Annotated in this window: 13 protein-coding genes; 8 read left to right on the forward strand and 5 right to left on the reverse strand. The window is 47.9% G+C overall.

Features of this window, described 5'->3' with window-relative positions; all coding sequences use genetic code 11:
- Nucleotides 1–111 precede the first annotated feature (111 nt).
- Nucleotides 112–3864 carry a glycoside hydrolase family 2 TIM barrel-domain containing protein gene (locus ACO4R2_RS08830; RefSeq protein WP_484769932.1) on the reverse strand — a complete coding sequence of 1251 codons (3753 nt, stop codon included), beginning with the start codon at nucleotides 3862–3864 and terminating at the stop codon, nucleotides 112–114.
- Between the two features lie 194 nt (nucleotides 3865–4058).
- On the opposite strand from ACO4R2_RS08830, the gene ACO4R2_RS08835 reads away from it, so the two are divergent.
- Nucleotides 4059–6353 carry a CotH kinase family protein gene (locus tag ACO4R2_RS08835; RefSeq protein WP_484769933.1) on the forward strand — a complete coding sequence of 765 codons (2295 nt, stop codon included), beginning with the start codon at nucleotides 4059–4061 and terminating at the stop codon, nucleotides 6351–6353.
- A gap of 25 nt (nucleotides 6354–6378) precedes the next feature.
- On the opposite strand, the gene ACO4R2_RS08840 is transcribed toward ACO4R2_RS08835, so the two are convergent.
- The 4 genes from ACO4R2_RS08840 to ACO4R2_RS08855 all read right to left on the reverse strand — a co-directional run bounded on the left by ACO4R2_RS08840 (nucleotide 6379) and on the right by ACO4R2_RS08855 (nucleotide 8821).
- A complete protein-coding gene (locus ACO4R2_RS08840; RefSeq protein WP_347718769.1) occupies nucleotides 6379–6792 on the reverse strand; it encodes an RNA-binding S4 domain-containing protein in 414 nt (137 codons plus the stop codon).
- Between the two features lies 1 nt (nucleotide 6793).
- On the reverse strand, nucleotides 6794–7357 hold the full coding sequence (pth, locus tag ACO4R2_RS08845) for an aminoacyl-tRNA hydrolase (protein WP_484769934.1): 564 nt from the start codon (nucleotides 7355–7357) through the stop codon (nucleotides 6794–6796).
- Nucleotides 7358–7485: 128 nt separating this feature from the next.
- Nucleotides 7486–8091, reverse strand: a complete 606-nt coding sequence (locus ACO4R2_RS08850; RefSeq protein ID WP_311489626.1) for a 50S ribosomal protein L25/general stress protein Ctc — start codon at nucleotides 8089–8091, stop codon at nucleotides 7486–7488.
- A 538-nt stretch (nucleotides 8092–8629) separates the two neighbouring features.
- Nucleotides 8630–8821 (reverse strand): hypothetical protein, encoded by a 192-nt coding sequence (locus tag ACO4R2_RS08855; RefSeq protein ID WP_484769935.1) that lies wholly within the window; start codon nucleotides 8819–8821, stop codon nucleotides 8630–8632.
- Between the two features lie 230 nt (nucleotides 8822–9051).
- On the opposite strand from ACO4R2_RS08855, the gene nusB reads away from it, so the two are divergent.
- The 7 genes from nusB to ACO4R2_RS08890 all read left to right on the forward strand — a co-directional run bounded on the left by nusB (nucleotide 9052) and on the right by ACO4R2_RS08890 (nucleotide 16460).
- Complete coding sequence (nusB, locus tag ACO4R2_RS08860) at nucleotides 9052–9981, forward strand: transcription antitermination factor NusB (protein ID WP_315089523.1); 930 nt, start codon at nucleotides 9052–9054, stop codon at nucleotides 9979–9981.
- 131 nt (nucleotides 9982–10112) lie between these two features.
- On the forward strand, nucleotides 10113–10436 hold the full coding sequence (yajC, locus tag ACO4R2_RS08865; RefSeq protein ID WP_484769936.1) for a preprotein translocase subunit YajC: 324 nt from the start codon (nucleotides 10113–10115) through the stop codon (nucleotides 10434–10436).
- 140 nt (nucleotides 10437–10576) lie between these two features.
- Nucleotides 10577–11569, forward strand: a complete 993-nt coding sequence (locus tag ACO4R2_RS08870; RefSeq protein ID WP_484769937.1) for a CdaR family protein — start codon at nucleotides 10577–10579, stop codon at nucleotides 11567–11569.
- Nucleotides 11562–12188: a dephospho-CoA kinase gene (gene coaE / locus ACO4R2_RS08875; protein ID WP_484769938.1), complete on the forward strand. Its 627-nt coding sequence runs from the start codon at nucleotides 11562–11564 to the stop codon at nucleotides 12186–12188. Before ACO4R2_RS08870 ends, coaE begins: the two co-directional genes overlap by 8 nt.
- 66 nt (nucleotides 12189–12254) lie before the next feature.
- On the forward strand, nucleotides 12255–12674 hold the full coding sequence (locus ACO4R2_RS08880) for a DUF5606 family protein (RefSeq protein WP_315089531.1): 420 nt from the start codon (nucleotides 12255–12257) through the stop codon (nucleotides 12672–12674).
- Nucleotides 12667–13278 carry a DUF6621 family protein gene (locus ACO4R2_RS08885; RefSeq protein WP_484769939.1) on the forward strand — a complete coding sequence of 204 codons (612 nt, stop codon included), beginning with the start codon at nucleotides 12667–12669 and terminating at the stop codon, nucleotides 13276–13278. Before ACO4R2_RS08880 ends, ACO4R2_RS08885 begins: the two co-directional genes overlap by 8 nt.
- Before the next feature lie 275 nt (nucleotides 13279–13553).
- Nucleotides 13554–16460 carry a glycoside hydrolase family 27 protein gene (locus ACO4R2_RS08890; protein WP_484769940.1) on the forward strand — a complete coding sequence of 969 codons (2907 nt, stop codon included), beginning with the start codon at nucleotides 13554–13556 and terminating at the stop codon, nucleotides 16458–16460.
- The last annotated feature ends 317 nt before the right edge of the window (nucleotides 16461–16777 follow it).

Consider the following 16777-nt stretch of genomic DNA (forward strand, 5'->3'; position numbering starts at 1 on the left):
ACACAAAATAATAAAAAGGGAGTGCTTCCACACAGCTGGAAGCACTCCTTTGCTTACTTTGAGTTGTTCATCGGTCAGGAAATAGAGACTCTGACCGTGAAAGAGATGTTATTAGAATGCTACTTTTTTGCCATTCACGATATAGAATCCTTTGCTTGTGCTTGTTACGCGGCGGCCTTGTAGGTCGTAGATGATAGTTTTTGCAGCATTGGTATTCATTGCCATGTCTTGAATGCCTGTTTCGAGGCCTTTGAGCGGTGTGAAACGCAATTTATAAGTGTATGTGCCACTGCTGGGGCAGAGATACTTGTTCAGTGTGCCTGCACCGCAAGAACCATTGCCGAGACCTTTTTGCATATAGTCGAAATGAACAAAAACATCGCGCTGACCAGTGGGTAAGTTCCACATGTGGCGGTTCGCCTTCAGCGTGGCATCGTCATAATGAAGAGCAGAGAAAGATACTTGGCCTTCGGTTTCTACTTTGACGCCGTTGCCCTCATCATCGGATAAGGTGAGATAGCGCAAGCCTTCGTGGTTGCCAGTGCTTTGCGGGCGAGCGTAAGCTTCAAGCTGCTCGCTGACAGTGGACTGATAGAGTCCGAAGAAAGAACCTTCCTTACGGTCTACATAGTTGGCCAAAGGACCACGTGCGTAGTAAGTCAGATTTTCGAACGAGCTGGGGAAACGCATACCCATACCGATGCGGCGGAGGTTGGCAACAATCGGAGAGAAGGAAGCCTCCAAATCGACAACGCCATTAGCGTAGACAGTGTAAGTGAAGACGTAGGGGCAACGATTACCTTGAACGTTATACTTAATAGTAGCAGAGAGACTGTCGGGAGCCACAGTGACGGTCCACGTTCTATCGCCGGTGCCTGTAGCCTGATTGTAGTTTTCAGGATTTCCGTAAGGCTCTTCGTTCTCTATGTAGCGATAGTGAGCAAGTTCGGGACCTTGAGCCGGGATAATGATGTTTTGACCATCGCTCTTCCAAGAGCGAAGACCACCACTGCGCGTGAAGACGATAGTGTTCTTTCCTGTATTGAAGGTGACGTCGTAAGCGGTCTGCTTCACCTGCATCTTGTTGGTTATGTTACGAACAGCAGGGAGCGCAGCAGGGCGAGCCTGTAATTGGTCTTCGAACGTTACCAGTTCGTAGCCAGCATCGCACCAATCGGAAGCTTCGTTCAGGCAAAGAGCGAGTTGGAGGAAATATTCGTGGCCTGTTTCGAGTGTAGTAGTATAAGGTACATTGACCGTAGTGCTTTGCAGCGGCTGGCAGTTGAGAGCCGTAGTTCCGGATTCTACTGTTTCTCCGTCCTTCAATACTTTCCACGCGAGTTTGAAGGCATTAAGATTGAGCTGCGGGTAGTTGTTTGTCAGACGGTAGTATTTTGTGGACATCTTCTTGAAATCTACGTACTGATACACCTTCTTCACCTCTGTGAGTTCGGCACTCCATGCGCGGTCGGCGTTGAGAATTCCGTTGTTCACAAAGTTTCCTTGGTGAGGGCCGGGTTTGTCGTAGCCACTGATGTATTTAGGATAGCCATTCAACGTTGTTGTCTTAGCCTTGATGTCGTTGGCATCGTAGATACTTTGATCTATCCAGTCCCAGATGCAACCACCGAGGCCGTAGTTAGAACCAATGATGACATCCCAGTATTCGCGGAGATTGCCCACCGAATTACCCATTGCATGGGCATATTCGCAGAGGAAATAGGGCTGTTTGCGCTGGTTATTTGCCGCAAGTCTTTGTACCTCATTTACATCTTTGTACATCACACTCCAAATATCCGTACCAGCAGTGTTATCATTGGTACTTCCTTCATAGTGGATAGGGCGATTGTTATCAAAGGCCTTTACGACGTCATGGATTGTTTCAAAATTACTAAAGCCGCTCGACTCATTTCCGAGACTCCAAATGATGACAGAAGGATGATTGTAGTCGCGTCGTACCATTCTCATCACGCGGTCCTGCATTTGTGGCAACCAAGAAATTCTTCCTGCGATAGCACCGCTGGGATTGTGTAGATTATCATTCCAGTTCTTGTGACATTCAAGGTCTGCTTCGTCCACAACGTAAAAGCCGAGGTAATCCATCATCGCCATCATTTTTGCTTGGCGAGGGTAGTGGCTGGTACGCACAGTGTTGATGTTGGCCTTTTTCATAAGGGTCAAGTCCGTCCACATAGTGGCAACGTTGATGGCACGGCCCAGAACAGGGTGCGTGTCCTGCGTGTTGACACCTTTGAGGTAGGTACGGTTGCCATTCACAAAGAACTGACCGTTTCTGAGTTCGAGAGAGCGGAAGCCATACTTTGTGGCAAATGCTTCCTCTTCGTTGCTGCCGTTGAGCTGGCTCACGATGAGCGTGTAGAGGTTAGGAGCGTCTGGCGACCATAGTTTGATGCCGCTGAGCTGGCCCAGACTGATGGTGTTCTGCTTGATGCTGTCGCCTGCTGCAAAGGTGATGGTGGCCGATTGCGTAGCCACTTCAGAACCAGAGGGGTCGAGCAGCGAAAGACGTACAGTGCGCTTGCCAGCCACTTTAGAGGGGTTGGCCATCGTGATGGACACGTTTGGCGTTGCAGTGCGATTACGCGCATTTACCTCAGCGCTGATGAGGTGGTCCTCAATGTAAGTCTTGGGTGTAGCATAGAGATATACATCGCGGTGTATACCTGTCATGTGCCACATATCTTGTCCTTCAAGATAAGAGGCATCGCTCCATCGAATGTTCTGCAAACTGATGTTGTTTTCTCCTGAGCGCACGAAGTTTGTCACGTCAAATTCACTGACGTTATTGGCTTCCTGCGTATAGCCTACATACTTACCGTTTACCCAGATATAGCTAGCGCCGTAGATACCATCGAAATGGAGCACTACTCGCTGACCTGCAAATTCGGCGGGCAATACAAAATTGCGGCGGTATGAAGCAACGGAGTTGGGAACATTACTGTTCATGTTGATGTAAGGAGGATTGTCGCTGAAGGGATACTGCACGTTAATGTACGTAGGCTGTCCGTAGCCCTTCATCTCTAAGCAAGAGGGCACAGAGATAGTGTCCCATGCCGACGCATCAACGTTGTCGCCGTAGAAATCCTCTCCTGGACGATTGTTGGTGCCTTCCTGCCATTTCAGATTCCAAACGCCATTGAGCGACATCCAGCGTGCGCCTGTTGGATCGAGCCACGGTTTGGCGAAGCGCTCTGTGTCTGCCTTCAGCTTGGCCGTTGTAGCGTAGGGGAGGTAAGTGGCGTGAGCTGGCTCATTGTTGATGCGGAAAATTTTCTCATTTTCCCATTCCTCTCTGTTTGAAGCAACGCTCGGCACCTCAGCAAAGCGGAAGTGTGTTCCTGCAGCTGTAGCATCGCTGCTATTGACCAGCTGATCGTTAGAGCCGCTACACAGATAGTAATAAGTACCTTGGTATTGTGTCCGCAACTGGTAGACACCATTGGAAGTATCCACGCTAACGAGTTCTATTTGCTGATTAGGATTTGTTGGGTTGGAGCTCCACTGAAGAGGGTACTTCTTGCTGTTGAGAGCCATGTCGATAGCACTATTATAAGCGTCGCTCGTAATAATGTATTTCTTCGTGCCTTTCAAATTGTCGGGCTGTTCAAAGCGCCAAGTGCGCGCAGTGGCCGAACAATCAGAGAAGGTGTTTAGATAAAGTCGCGCATCATTAGCACCGTTATCCCAATTGGTTACAACGAGCTGCATGCTCTCGTTGTAAATGGCGTAGCATTTTCCTGCCTCAGGTTGCGCGCCGTAAGTTTGCGCCTGCATAGAGAATGCAGTGGCAGCAAAGAATCCCATGGTGAGGAGATTCTTTAGCTTCGGTAAAGAAAGATTCATTTTATTGTTGTTTCTGGTTCGTTTTATGTTGCAGTTTGCGGGCAAAGATAAGAAAAAAATACAAGCCAGTGTATCTTATCTTCTTTTTTACTTACATTTGCAGCTGCTAATTATAGATAGCAAAATAGACTTGATGTGTTTTTAGGTAGAATAAGCTGAATTTTTAAAGTTATCCCTTTGATAAAGACAAAGATATGAGGAAAGTATTACTCTTTATGCTCTTTTTTGCAGCGCTGTCCGCAATGGGGGCTGTCCAATTTAATGAAACGACGCGTTATCGTTTGGTGTGTAAAAAGTTCGGCGCTGGCGGCATAGGAATAGGTGCATACCACGAGAGCACGGCTTTAGTATATTATGACATATATGCCCGCGCGGCAACGGCAGATGCTTGGTGGTATATCCGTAAGAATGGTAACGGTTATACTTTTCAGAATGCTGCAACAGGACAATACCTCTACCACGAATCAACGCGTGAGGAGCAAGTGGCCAAAGGCCTTCGCCTGTGCAATGCCGTCACCTCCGACAGTGTGCGTTGGAGGTTGATAAGCAAAGATTCCTTTTTTGAAATTTCTAACAAAGCTGTCCCATCGCAGTATATCAACTGCCGTACCGATGGCTCTTACCTTGTTGGAACTTATTACAATGCAGATGATAACGGACTTTTCGAGATTTTCGACGAGCAAGGCCGTCAGGTCAAGGACGATGAGCAGCCCGAAACGTTGCGCACTCCTTTGTCGGGTTATGTAGATATGTTTCGCTTGAACAATAAAGACCTTGTTTACGACAGTCTGAGCGGAAGTTTCTTTTTCTCTGCCCGCAAGCGCTATCGTGACGGTCGCGACTTTTCAGCAGCGGTAACGTTGTCCGCGCAACCAGGTGTAACGCTGTCGCTCGACGGACAAGAGCTCTCGGACGGCGGAACTGTTACAATCCACGGCATAGACTGTGGAAAGACTTACCCTATTGTTGTAAGTCGCAACGGGAGTGTGGTAGCCTCCGTTCCGCTTCAGATGACGTTTCTTCCCATTGTAGAAATGAACGTTTCCTCAACCAATCAGAATTCTTACACCCGCGGCTCCATCCGCGTGACAGATCCTGGTGTCACTGGCTACGATTCTATCTATGTGGCCGATTTTCGTATTCGTGGCGCTTCGGCAACCAACTATCAGAAGAAGTCGTATGCCGTTAAATTGTATGATGCTAATGGCGAATCGAAAAATGTAGAATTTCTCGGTAAACGTTCTGACAACAATTGGATTCTAGATGCAATGGTGATTGATAAGGCTTGTATGCGAAATCGCCTTTCTACAGATTTGTGGAAGGATATCCACACCGAACCATATTACGCACAGTTTGAGAAAAAGAAGATTCGACCCTACACTCGAGGCGAATTCGTGGAAGTGTTTCTTAATGGTGCCTACCACGGCCTTTATTGTATGACAGAGAAGATAGACCGTCAGCAACTGCGCTTGAAGAAGTCGGAAGGCGACACTATACACAGCTTGCTCTATAAGTCAGGACAATGGAGCTACGAAGTCCTTTTTGGCCACGAACTGGGCTATCCTTCTACAACAGGCAGAAAGCCGGCTTATTATAGTAATAATTATGATTCTTGGCGTGAATGGGAACTGAAATACCCCGACCTGAAAAAAGGCGAGAAGATTGATTGGGGACCACTTTACAATGCTATCAATTTCTGCGCTACTGCTTCTGATGTCGAATTTGAGAGAGGTATTGAGTCTTATCTGGACCTCCCCGTTTTGCGCGATTATTATCTCTTCCTCGACTTGCTTTTTGCCTACGACAACGATGGTAAGAATATGTACTATGCCCTTTATGACTTGCAGAAGAATAATGGGCAGAAACTAACCATAGTACCTTGGGACCTCGATGCCACTTGGGGGCGTAGTTGGGATGGTACTAACAGAGACCAGGGAGATCCTACGGCGGATTGGTCGGTAGTGCGCCGCGCTTATACTGGAGGTCTTACCTACTACAACCGCTTGGAGCAAAGTCCTTATCTTAACTGGTCACAAATGCTGGCCGACCGCTATGCCGAACTTCGTTTGTCGAAGAAGATAGATGCCGATAGTTTGGTAGCACGTATCACAGAATACGCCACACTCTTTAGCGACAGTCGCGCCGATCAGCGTGAAGGTTCTTATTGGGCTATGTATCACGGTGGAATCCAAAAGGACGTGGAATACATGAAGAAGTGGATCAAGGCTCGCATTCCCGCGCTCGACAGAAAGTATAATTTCGACCCCACCACCTCTGGGCTGCGCCAGATTTCCGATAAGTCCTATGTGAGTGCAGCCGGTGGAGTAGGTAGCATCATCTTCAGTAGTAGCGCGCCACAAATGGTACAAATCTATACCATTGATGGCCGCCTCTATCGCACCGTCCGTCTGACCCAAAGCGTAGAGACCGTCGACGATATTCCTGCAGGTCTCTATCTGACCGCTGGACAAAAAGTATTAGTACAGTAAGTCTTTTCTTCCTAAAGAAGGGGCGTCAGTCATCGTCTCCGTCTTCCATGAAACTGTCGTCAAAGGCAACAGGAATCATGAAGTCGTCGATGGCACGGCGCTCCTTTTTTGTAGGCCGACCCGTGCCGCGAGCGCGATCAACGAATCCGCTGATACGGCTCATTTCGAGCATCTCATACTGTTGCGGGTCAGTGATATTTTCCAATATATCGGGAATGAGTTTTGCTCCCACGCGTTTCTCGATGGCTTGCTTTACGCGAAACGTGTAGGTCACTGGTGGCTTGCGCACGCTCACTATGTCGCCCTCCTTCACCGTTCGTGCGGGCTTGGCTGCGGCATCATTGATTCGTACGCGATTATTCTTGCAGGCATCAGCAGCTATGGTGCGCGTCTTGAAGATGCGAGCTGCCCAGAGCCATTTGTCCAATCGTGCTTCCATTTTATTTCTTGTTGTAATTATTCATTGCGAAGTCGATGCCGCTTAATGCGAAGGCCTTGATGGTTTCGCAGGCTATGCCGACACGTTCGTCCATAGTGGCCAAATCTTCAGTACCGAACTGACCGAGTACAAAGTCCACCTGGCCACCGCGCGGATAGTCGTTGCCAATGCCGAAACGTAGGCGAGCATACTGCTGAGTACCCAGTTGCTGCGTGATGCTTTTCAAACCATTGTGGCCTGCCTCCGATCCAGAGGGTTTTAGGCGCAGTTTGCCAAAGGGGAGAGAGAGGTCATCTACCACGATAAGCACATTCTCCAACGGAATATTCTCTTTGTTCATCCAGTAGCGCACAGCATCGCCGCTGGCGTTCATATAGGTGGAGGGCTTTAGCAGAACGAGTATCTGGTTTTTCACGCGCATCGTTCCAACAAAGCCGTAGCGTTTGTCCTCAAACTGCATTCCGGCCGACTTGGCCAAAGCGTCGACCACGCGGAAACCTATATTGTGACGTGTACCGTCGTATTCATCTCCGATATTGCCGAGACCTACGATTAAGAATTTCATATTATTTCGTTTGTTTGTTCACTTGTCCCGAATTGTTGAGGGAAAGTCTGAAAAAGCCCGGAACTCCATGAGCTCCGGGCTTAAATATGTTCTTTGTCTTAACTGACAGAGTAATGCTGAAGCTAACCTTATGCACCAGCCTCGGCAGTAGCCGTAGCGTTACTCATGGCAGCACGTGTCATCTTAACGCTAACAACGTTCACCTCCTTCGGAGTAACGAGTTCGAGCTTATCGAAGCTCAGCTCGCCAACCTTGATGCTCTTGCCAAGCTGCAAATGTGCAACGTCGATAATGAGCTTCTCGGGAATATCCTGATAGAGAGCCTTTACATTGATCTTACGAATCAGTGTGGTCAAGCGGCCACCGGCACGAACACCTTCTGCAAGACCCTTAGTCTGGATGGGCACACCGATAACGATAGGACGCTCTTCGTGTACCTCAAGAAAGTCGAGGTGAAGGATATTGTCCTTAACGGGATGGAACTGAACTTCACGGATGATAGCCTTGTGATCTTCGCCGTCAATGTTGATATCGATGAGGTAGATGTGGGGAGTGAAGATAAGCTTGTTAGCTTCTTTCTCTGAAATAGTGAAAGCGATAGCTTCAGGGTTGCCATTAGCGTCCTTCTGCAAACCGTAGAGGTTACAAGGAATCAGACCTTCGCGGCGTACTGCCTTCGTTGCTTTCTTACCTAAGTTGGCGCGCTTTGCACCAGATACAGAAATCTGTTTCATTTTTCTTGTTTGTCTTTAAATGTGTTACTCTAAATTAATTGCTTAATTCGCCATCGCACGGGGAGCCTCCCTTTTCGTTGGGCTCTCGGACAATTTCCGAATCGGCCGCGAAGTTACCATTTCTTTCTCGAATGGCCAAATGGGGCTGTGGCTTATTTCTGTCAGCGTATATATATAATGGAGTATTGCTCCTGTATGTTGTAAATATTTACGTAATTCTATGAGCTCGAGAATGCTCTGAAATCCAACTTGTTTATGTACAGTCTGAAATAACGCATTGTTGAGGCTTATTGTTTCCTTATTGTGTATTCTTTGAATGGGCTTGTAGGGGTGGCTTTTATAAGAAAGATGGCGGATAAAATAAGGTGATTTGTAAATGCAATAAGGTTGTCGGGTAGCGCAATAAGGAAGCCGCTCAACGCAATAAGGAAGTCGGCTGACAGAATAAAGAAATTCTTGAAAATACTATGCTTTTTGGTCGTTTTCTTCTGTCAGCTGTCGAGCTTCTTCGGGAAAATCTGAGGCGGGATGGCAAGTGTCATTCAGTGGGTTCCTTTTGTTCGTTGGTGTCTGCCTGCGAGTGGCTTTTTTCATTTTTCGTTCTTTCCGTCGCTTTGGCGTGAGGTGGTACATCTTTATTGTGTTCCTTTTTCCTCCTTGTTTCATTTTCTATTTTGTGAATCCTGACTGTCAATAAAATTGATCTATTTGTTGAACTTTTTGTTGTCATGATATTTTAGTGCCTTCTCTATATAGGTAGCCCTCATGTGTGCTACCCTTTTAATCACTAAACCACGGCAAAATAGTTCTCTTCTATGCCTGTTATTGCACTCTCTTAGCACTTTCTTTGGAAAAGTGAAGCATTTATAAGGAGATTTTGACTTCTCGCCTTTTGTTTTTCTCTCCGCATTTTGTATCTTTGCAAACGTGTTAGGGCTCTAATGCCACACAGCGATGATTATGATAAATCGAGAATTGATAAGGCTGAAAGTGGTTCAGCTAGTGTATGCGTTTTACCAGAACGATGGTAAAACATTGGATGTGGCCGAGAAAGAGTTGAAGTTCAGTCTTTCTAAGGCTTATGAACTCTATAAGTATCTCCTTTCTATGCTTGTCGATCTGAAAGCTTATGGAGAACGTAGAGCGGAGTCGAGTGCGGCTCGTGCAGAACGCTTAGGAACAAAAATAGGCGGTCTGTCACCCGATAGGCAATTTGCTGATAACAAATTCCTTGTGCAGCTGGCTGACAATAAAGCACTGGGCGAATACCGAGAGAAAAAACAAGAATGGCCTGAGGAACCAGCTTTCGTGAAGAAGCTCTATACCACTATGATTGAGAGCGAACTCTATCAGAACTATCTGACGAAAGAAGACTTCAGTTATGAGGCCGACCGCGAACTGATACGTAAGCTCTACAAAACTTATGTTTGCAACAATGAGGATTTTGATTCGCTCCTCGAAGAACATAGCCTCTATTGGAATGATGATAAAGAAATCGTTGATAGTTTCGTCATGAAAACCATCAAACGTTTCAAGGAGGATAGTACTGCTGAGCAAGAACTTCTCCCCGACTATGCTGCCGTGGAGGATAAAAACTTTGCAGGAACTCTTTTCGTTGAAACATTGAAGCGAGCTCAGGAAGTTCGCCAGCTTATTCGCGAAAATTCTAAGAACTGGGAGTTCAACCGCTTGGCTTTCATGGATGTCATCATCATGCAGATAGCTTTGGCCGAAATCCTCACATTCCCGCAAATTCCGCTGAGCGTCACGTTCAACGAGTATCTCGACATTGCTAAAATCTACAGCACACCAAAAAGTGCAGGCTATATCAATGGGCTTCTTGACCATGTGGTGAAGTCGCTCAAGAAAAAAGGTGAACTGATGAAGTAAAAATCCTTGGCGTCTTCCTCTTCTGAGGTGATGTACCAAAGGATACCACGCTTCTTCCTTTTCAGCGCTGCGGAAAGAAAGCAAAAGCAGGAAATATAATTAAAATTGAAAACCATAACTTAAAAACCTATATGACTACTCCAAATTTAGTTCTCCTTCAGGGCGCTCAAGCTGGCGATGGAGGAATGGTGTCCATGCTCCTCATGATGGCCGTTTTATTTGCCATTGTTTATTTCTTCATGATTCGCCCTCAAAACAAGAAGCAGAAGGAAATCCAGAAATTTCGCGATGCTCTGAAGGCGGGCGACGATGTGGTAACGATTGGCGGAATCCAGGGAACTATCAAGCGCATTGATAACGACACGAACACCATTATTCTGAACGTGGCTACAGGCGTTGATATCCGTTTCGACAAGAGTGCTATCATCCCGAAGGGCACTAGCAACAATCGATAAATAGGGGAACCTCTCAGAGCTCCCTCCATCTCCCCGCGAAGGGGAGGGCTCAGCGTCCTCTTTGAAAGAGGAAACGGAGCGCTCCTCTTCAGCGAAGGATGGAGGGGCTTTTCGATTTTTTTCTTATTCTTTAATCTCTGATGGAAATATCCTCTCGAGCAAAACAACTTCTAAAGTTGGGCATCGCTAAGGTTTGGAACAAGCAGTTTCTGACCTTTCTGTTCTTTTTGGCATTAAGCACCACCTTCTGGGTATTTACAAAACTCAATGATACCTACCGGCGCGACTATGAAGTGCCTATCCGTCTTGTCCATGTCCCTAAGAATGTGGTCATCACCTCCGATCTGCCAGAGTATATCCATGTTTCCGTCACCGACAAAGGCTGGGGGCAGCTTGCTTATGAGTATGGCGGCGCAAAAAATCCTATCACCGTTGAGTTTGCTACTTATGCTGGTAGCAACGGCTACGGCTCTGTTCCCGTCACCGACTTATCGCGCCAAATTCTGGCCCAATTGCCAGCAGGCGCATCTCTTTCGGGCTTGCGCCCACAATCGTTGGAGTTCTATTTCAATTATGGTGAGCGCAAGCGCGTTCCCGTTCGTTTCAAAGGCGATATAGATGCAGCTAATCGCTACTATATTTCATACATCCACGCCGTGCCTGATTCTGTCACGGTGTATGCACGTCGTAGTATCCTCGATACGCTAACGGCCGTGACCACCAAAGGTGTTTATCTGCGCAATGTTTCTGATACAACGACGATGAATGTTGAACTTCAGTCTATCCCTGGTGTTAAATTTATTCCTAATAGAGTTAAATTGAAAATAGGCGTCGACCGTTTGGTGGAAAAGACAGTGCAAGTGCCAGTTCAGCAGGTGAATTTCCCCGCTTCAAAGGTGTTGCGCACTTTCCCCTCCAAAGTGAACGTCACCTTCCAAGTAGGCATGGCCATGTACAAGCAAATCACAAGCGATAGTTTTGTATTGGTCATCAACTATGAGGACCTGCTCAACAACCCCACTCCGCGCTGCCATCTCAAGTTGAAAACCATCCCCACAGGTATTCGGCAGGTGCGCATCTCTCCTTCTGATGTAGAATATGTCATCGAGGAAATTCCAGCAACCGATGAGTAACTGCCCCTTTAGTGTAGCTGTGACGGGCGGTATAGGTAGCGGGAAAAGCTATATCTGCCGCCAACTCGCGGAAGCAGGCTTCCCCGTGTTCTATTGCGATGAGGAAGCGCGGCGCATCATTGTTGCCGATGCCGATGTGCGGCAGCAACTGACGGACTTGATAGGAGAGGAGCTATACACGCCAGAAGGAGTTTTGCAGAAGTCGGTTCTCCGCGGCTGGCTCTGCCGCGGAGCAGAGAACGCGGCCCGCGTGAATGAAATTGTCTGGCCCAGCGTGGCCAATGCTTTTAAGGTGTGGGTCACTCGGCAAGCAGCTGATGTGGTTTTTATGGAATGTGCGCTGCTTTTCGAGAGTGGTTTCGACCAACTTGTCCATCGCACGGTGATGGTGAGTGCTCCCGATGACGTGCGCCTTTCTCGTGTGCAACAGCGTGATAATGTTACGCTCGAAACCGTCCATAAATGGATGGCGCTCCAGATGCCCGAGTCGGAAAAAATTGCTCGTGCAGATTTTGTTATCTCCAACGACGGCGTCACTCCGCCCAACCTCGACGGCCTTCTCCAGCAGTTGTTGGCAGAAGCCTCAAAGGAAGCCACCGCCAACAGAAGTATGCACTAAATTTCTCCAATTCCAGAAATATATATATCTTCGCAAACCAAATTTTGACTTAATAAAAGAAAGAAAATGAAGGATACTATTCTCTCTATCTCCGGACGTCCCGGTCTTTTCCGCCTTGTTGCTCAAGGTCATGGTAATCTCATCGTAGAAAACATACTGGACAAAAAGCGCTCTGCGGCTGGTGGTCGCGATCGCGTTACTTCCCTCAATGATGTTTCTATGTATACCGACGAGGACGACGTAGCCCTGACACAGGTGTTTGATAATATCTTCAAGGCCACCGAAGGTAAGAAAGCGTCCATTGATTATAAGCATGCCTCTGAGGCAGAAATGCGCGATTTCATGGCTACCGCTCTGCCAAACTACGACCGCGAGCGTGTCCACGTTAGTGATATGCGCAAATTGGCACAGTGGTATAATATTCTTATCGAAGCCGGCGTAACGGAATTTGCGGACGAAGCTCCCGCTACAGAGGACAATGAATAAAACAAGTGCGCAATCGGAGCGCGCTACACAGACTTTCAGCACCAACGTAATCCTTGTGGATGCCGATCATGTTGATGATGTCGTGCTGAATCTTACGGCTAATTTTGAGCGGATGCTCAACCGCCGATTGCCAAAAGCAGACCTGCCACGCTGGCTGAACTGCTTGGCGCTCGACGGAGGCCTCCGACTGGGAAACAATGCTATACAGGTGATTTTCCTTCATAAGAAGGAGAACCAGGCTCTCAAGCATTTTGTTCCCGCTCATTATGCCAACGACCTCGACGGTAAGGCTTTTACTGATTCGCTGGGAGAGTTCACGCTCCACAGTGCAGCCGTGCCCGAATTGAGTAGTTCTGAGGAAATGTTTCTCCATACGCTCAACGAACTTCTCAAATCCGCCACCACGGAACGCCTGATGATTGTCGGGGATATGGATAGCGAGGAAACAGCAGCAGCCATCAAGCGTTGCATAGCTCAAGCCCCGCAACAAAAAAGTATAACACTGTTCGCCATGGAACCCGTAGCGGGTCGTGGTTTTATGCAGGAAATTCTTGGATATTCGCTGATGAATGCGCTCGGCATTAAAGGAAGCGAATTTGCATGATAATTACAGAGAAGGTGAGGACGCAGCTGGCGGGAGATTTCCCAAAGGCTTGCTTGTGTCGGAAAGGCCTACGCGGTTAGTGCCCTAATGTTTCTGACGGCATTCCCCACCTTCTCTGTTCTTTTTTTATTTGTGCGCGAAAGGCAATAAGGAAGTTGCAGCATGGACGACTCCTTTTTATCGCGCTGATAGGGGTTGGCTTCATTTTCTACCTTCTTTCCCTTTGTGGAAGCATTTAATCTTGAAATATCTAACATCAAATAAATAAAAAACTTATGAAACTATCTCTAAAACTTGAGTGCTTGCTCCTTTTCTGCTTGGCCGCGCTGACTGGCTGGGCAGATGCCATTCAGGGGAGTACGACGGATCCAGCTTCTGGTAGGCCGGAGCACCGTTACATCCTTGCTAACAGTCAGGGCTATTATGTAAACAAAAATCTGGCACCTACTTCCACACCAGCCAATCGCGCTGTTTTTGCCATGTATGCCGTGGAAGGAAAGGCGGACGCCTACTACCTCTACAACGTAACGGCAGGTAAATGGGTGAGCTATACGAAGGCTGCCACTTATAACAATCAAACGGGCTTCCTTCAGCTTTCGGCTGAAAAACCCGAAGGAGCTTACTTCCGTTTTGATAATTATGCTGGTGAATACTATCAGATTCAGCCCTACACCACGGGAGGTACCAATGAGAAGTATTTGAACTGGTTCAAGGGCATCGGTTCTGACAATCCTTTGGACGGTAATGTCTCTTTGGGTCTTTGGCAGGACAATGGTGCTAAGGATGCTGGCAGTCGCTGGCTCTTTACGGCCGTCGATGTGGAGCATACCTGGACACTTTTCTCTGCTGGAATGCCCTCCAATGCTGTTATCAAGGTGGGCGACACGGAGTATCGTGGCGTGAATGCGCAAGGCGATACGCATTTTCGTGCGGCTTATGTCGATGCGAGTGAAGTATCTGTGACATGCGGCGGCGGTTATGTCTACACGCTTGTGGTAGATAATGCCAACCACCAAATAAACGTTGATTTCGTACAATTGTTCAACCCGACGGCATCTCCCACGGCGGAAGAGAAATATCCCTACTTGCTCAAGATGCCCGCAGCCTATGTTGGGACAAACGGCGGAAATCTATTGGGCGTTACCAAGAAATCGGCCGCAGATCGTTTTCTCCTGATTGAAGATACGGCCCGTTTGGGACAATATTATATATATGACCAAACCAGTGCAACTTGGATTTCTTACAGTTCTGCAACTATCGGTTCAACGGCTAAGCAGCAGAGCGAAAGCAAAGTGACGGTGGAAACCTCTAAGGCTTCGGCCAAAACATGGCAACTGCGTTTGCGCCGCGATGGGGCAAGTGTGAGTATTTTGCCAGGCGAAATCTCTGAACCTTCGGGAGCTTCGGCTGCTTGGAACTTTACGGGTGGCGTGTCCCAAAATGTTGTTCTCAATTTGTGGCGTGCTGACGACGGCAACAGTGCTTGGCTCATCGAAGATCCTTCGGCTGGCTCGTTGGCTTGTGCCACAATGTTGTTCTCTGAACCTGGCAAAGAATTTATGCACAAGATTGTGCCCAACGAAGGAGAAACGGTGGTGGGCGTCGACTTTGGCAACCTGACCTCTCTGAAGCTCTACGACGACCGCCTCACTGTTGGAAATGCCTATAAGTATGTATACGGCAAAGCCCCCGAGGCAGAAGGCGAGTATAGCTATGTGGTGAAACTGAAAACTACCGACGGCGATGAAAGCAGCGTTGCTGTGCGCCTCACGGTTAGCAACCACTTGCAGTCGGCCACACCGATGATGGGCTGGCTCACCTGGAACTGGTTTGCCCGCGCCATTAGCCACGACAAAATCTTAGCCGTAGTGGAAGGTATGCAGAATAAGGGGCTTATCGATGCAGGTTATTCTACCATCGTGCTCGACGACTGCTGGGCAAAACCAGAAAGCGATAAATCGAAACTTACTTACGATCCTGCTAAATTCCCCAGCGGAATCAGTGGGTTTAAGGCCGCGTGTCAAGCCGTCAATCCTAAAGTGAAAATCGGCATTTATAGTGATGCCGGTAGCATGACTTGCGAAAGATATCAGCCTGGTAGTTATGGTTTTGAAAAAGAACATCTTGCCCTTTTCGACAGTTGGGGCGTTGATATGCTCAAGTACGATTTCTGCAATAGCGAAAGCGCTGCATTCGCCAGTTATAAGGCGATGGGAGCAGCCGTCAAGCGTCTCAATGAATCGCGTGTAGGTCGCACTCCCTTTGTCTTTAATATCTGCGAATGGGGTTCCAACAAACCTTGGACATGGGGCGCAGAGGCCGGCGGAAGTAGTTGGCGTGCCACGTCAGACGTACGCGAAAGTTGGGTAGGTAGCTTCGGTCTTCCAGGTGTGTTGGGTGCAACAGATGTTGTACGCAATCTGTGGATGTATGCCGGCGTTAACCGCTTCAACGATCTTGATATGATGTGTATCGGCCTTCATGGTTTGGGCGGTCCGAGTAACTATACTGTTGGCCATCAGCAGAACGGTGGTGTCATCACTGGACTGACGGCCGAACAAGCTCGCTCACAGATGAGCCTTTGGTGTATGTTTGCCAGTCCGCTTTCTCTTTCTTGCGATTTCCGCAATACGCCCGCAGCTGAGAGCAACAGCTCAGCTGGCACACTCCCTAAGCCGCTCATTACAGCCGATGATTTGGCCACGCTGAAGAATCCCGTCATCATTGCCATCAATCAAGATGCGCTCGGTCAGCAGGCAGAATACATGAAGACCCTAAGTACAGGTACGACGAACTTTTCCAAGACGGGCTACGACGTTTATCTGAAAGATTTAACCGAAGGTCGCAAAGCAGTGGCCGTGGTCAATCGTGGCGGAAGTGTGGTGACACCTCCCGCTCTCCCGCTTTCAGCCCTCTATATGAACGCTACGGCGACCTACATGAGTAAGGACGTTTGGAGCGGCGCAGAGAAAGAAATCAGCGGAGTACTCTCCGTGGGGCAGTTGAAGCCTTACGAAACGAAAGTGTTTGTGCTGACTGAAAAAAACGCGACTACGGGAGTTGGCAAGACGGCTCTCACAAGTAGCAATGCCACTCCTATTTACGACCTCTCCGGACGTCAGCTTCGCTCTGTTGAGAGAGGCCAACTCTATATCCAGGGTGGCGATAAACTCATGAAGTAAGTTTTTGTGTGCTGCCTTTTGCGACAGCTCTCTCTTTAGATAATTCTCAACGAACTGCATCCCTATTCCGTAAAGGAATTTAGGTGCAGTTCGTTTTTTGTAGCTTGCCTTGTGCAGTCCCTTTTCTTGTCAATTGTTTTCGTGTTTTAGCGTGCCGAGAATAGCTTGAAATTCAAGTTAAAGTAAAGAGTCCTCAGTACAGTCCGACTCGTCTGACCTGTCTGATAAGGATATTCACGAATATCCTTATTGCGTCAGCTGATACAATAAGGCTGTCGGCTGACAGAATAAGGAAATTTGCGGAGACGAATAGGCTT

Source organism: Alloprevotella sp. (assembly GCF_057240785.1).

Coding starts and splice junctions, on each gene's coding strand:
- ACO4R2_RS08830 (WP_484769932.1), bottom strand. CDS start 3,864: ATGAATCTTTCTTTACCGAAGCTAAAGAATCTCCTCACCATGGGATTC.
- ACO4R2_RS08835 (WP_484769933.1), top strand. CDS start 4,059: ATGAGGAAAGTATTACTCTTTATGCTCTTTTTTGCAGCGCTGTCCGCA.
- ACO4R2_RS08840 (WP_347718769.1), bottom strand. CDS start 6,792: ATGGAAGCACGATTGGACAAATGGCTCTGGGCAGCTCGCATCTTCAAG.
- pth (WP_484769934.1), bottom strand. CDS start 7,357: ATGAAATTCTTAATCGTAGGTCTCGGCAATATCGGAGATGAATACGAC.
- ACO4R2_RS08850 (WP_311489626.1), bottom strand. CDS start 8,091: ATGAAACAGATTTCTGTATCTGGTGCAAAGCGCGCCAACTTAGGTAAG.
- ACO4R2_RS08855 (WP_484769935.1), bottom strand. CDS start 8,821: ATGACAACAAAAAGTTCAACAAATAGATCAATTTTATTGACAGTCAGG.
- nusB (WP_315089523.1), top strand. CDS start 9,052: ATGATAAATCGAGAATTGATAAGGCTGAAAGTGGTTCAGCTAGTGTAT.
- yajC (WP_484769936.1), top strand. CDS start 10,113: ATGACTACTCCAAATTTAGTTCTCCTTCAGGGCGCTCAAGCTGGCGAT.
- ACO4R2_RS08870 (WP_484769937.1), top strand. CDS start 10,577: ATGGAAATATCCTCTCGAGCAAAACAACTTCTAAAGTTGGGCATCGCT.
- coaE (WP_484769938.1), top strand. CDS start 11,562: ATGAGTAACTGCCCCTTTAGTGTAGCTGTGACGGGCGGTATAGGTAGC.
- ACO4R2_RS08880 (WP_315089531.1), top strand. CDS start 12,255: ATGAAGGATACTATTCTCTCTATCTCCGGACGTCCCGGTCTTTTCCGC.
- ACO4R2_RS08885 (WP_484769939.1), top strand. CDS start 12,667: ATGAATAAAACAAGTGCGCAATCGGAGCGCGCTACACAGACTTTCAGC.
- ACO4R2_RS08890 (WP_484769940.1), top strand. CDS start 13,554: ATGAAACTATCTCTAAAACTTGAGTGCTTGCTCCTTTTCTGCTTGGCC.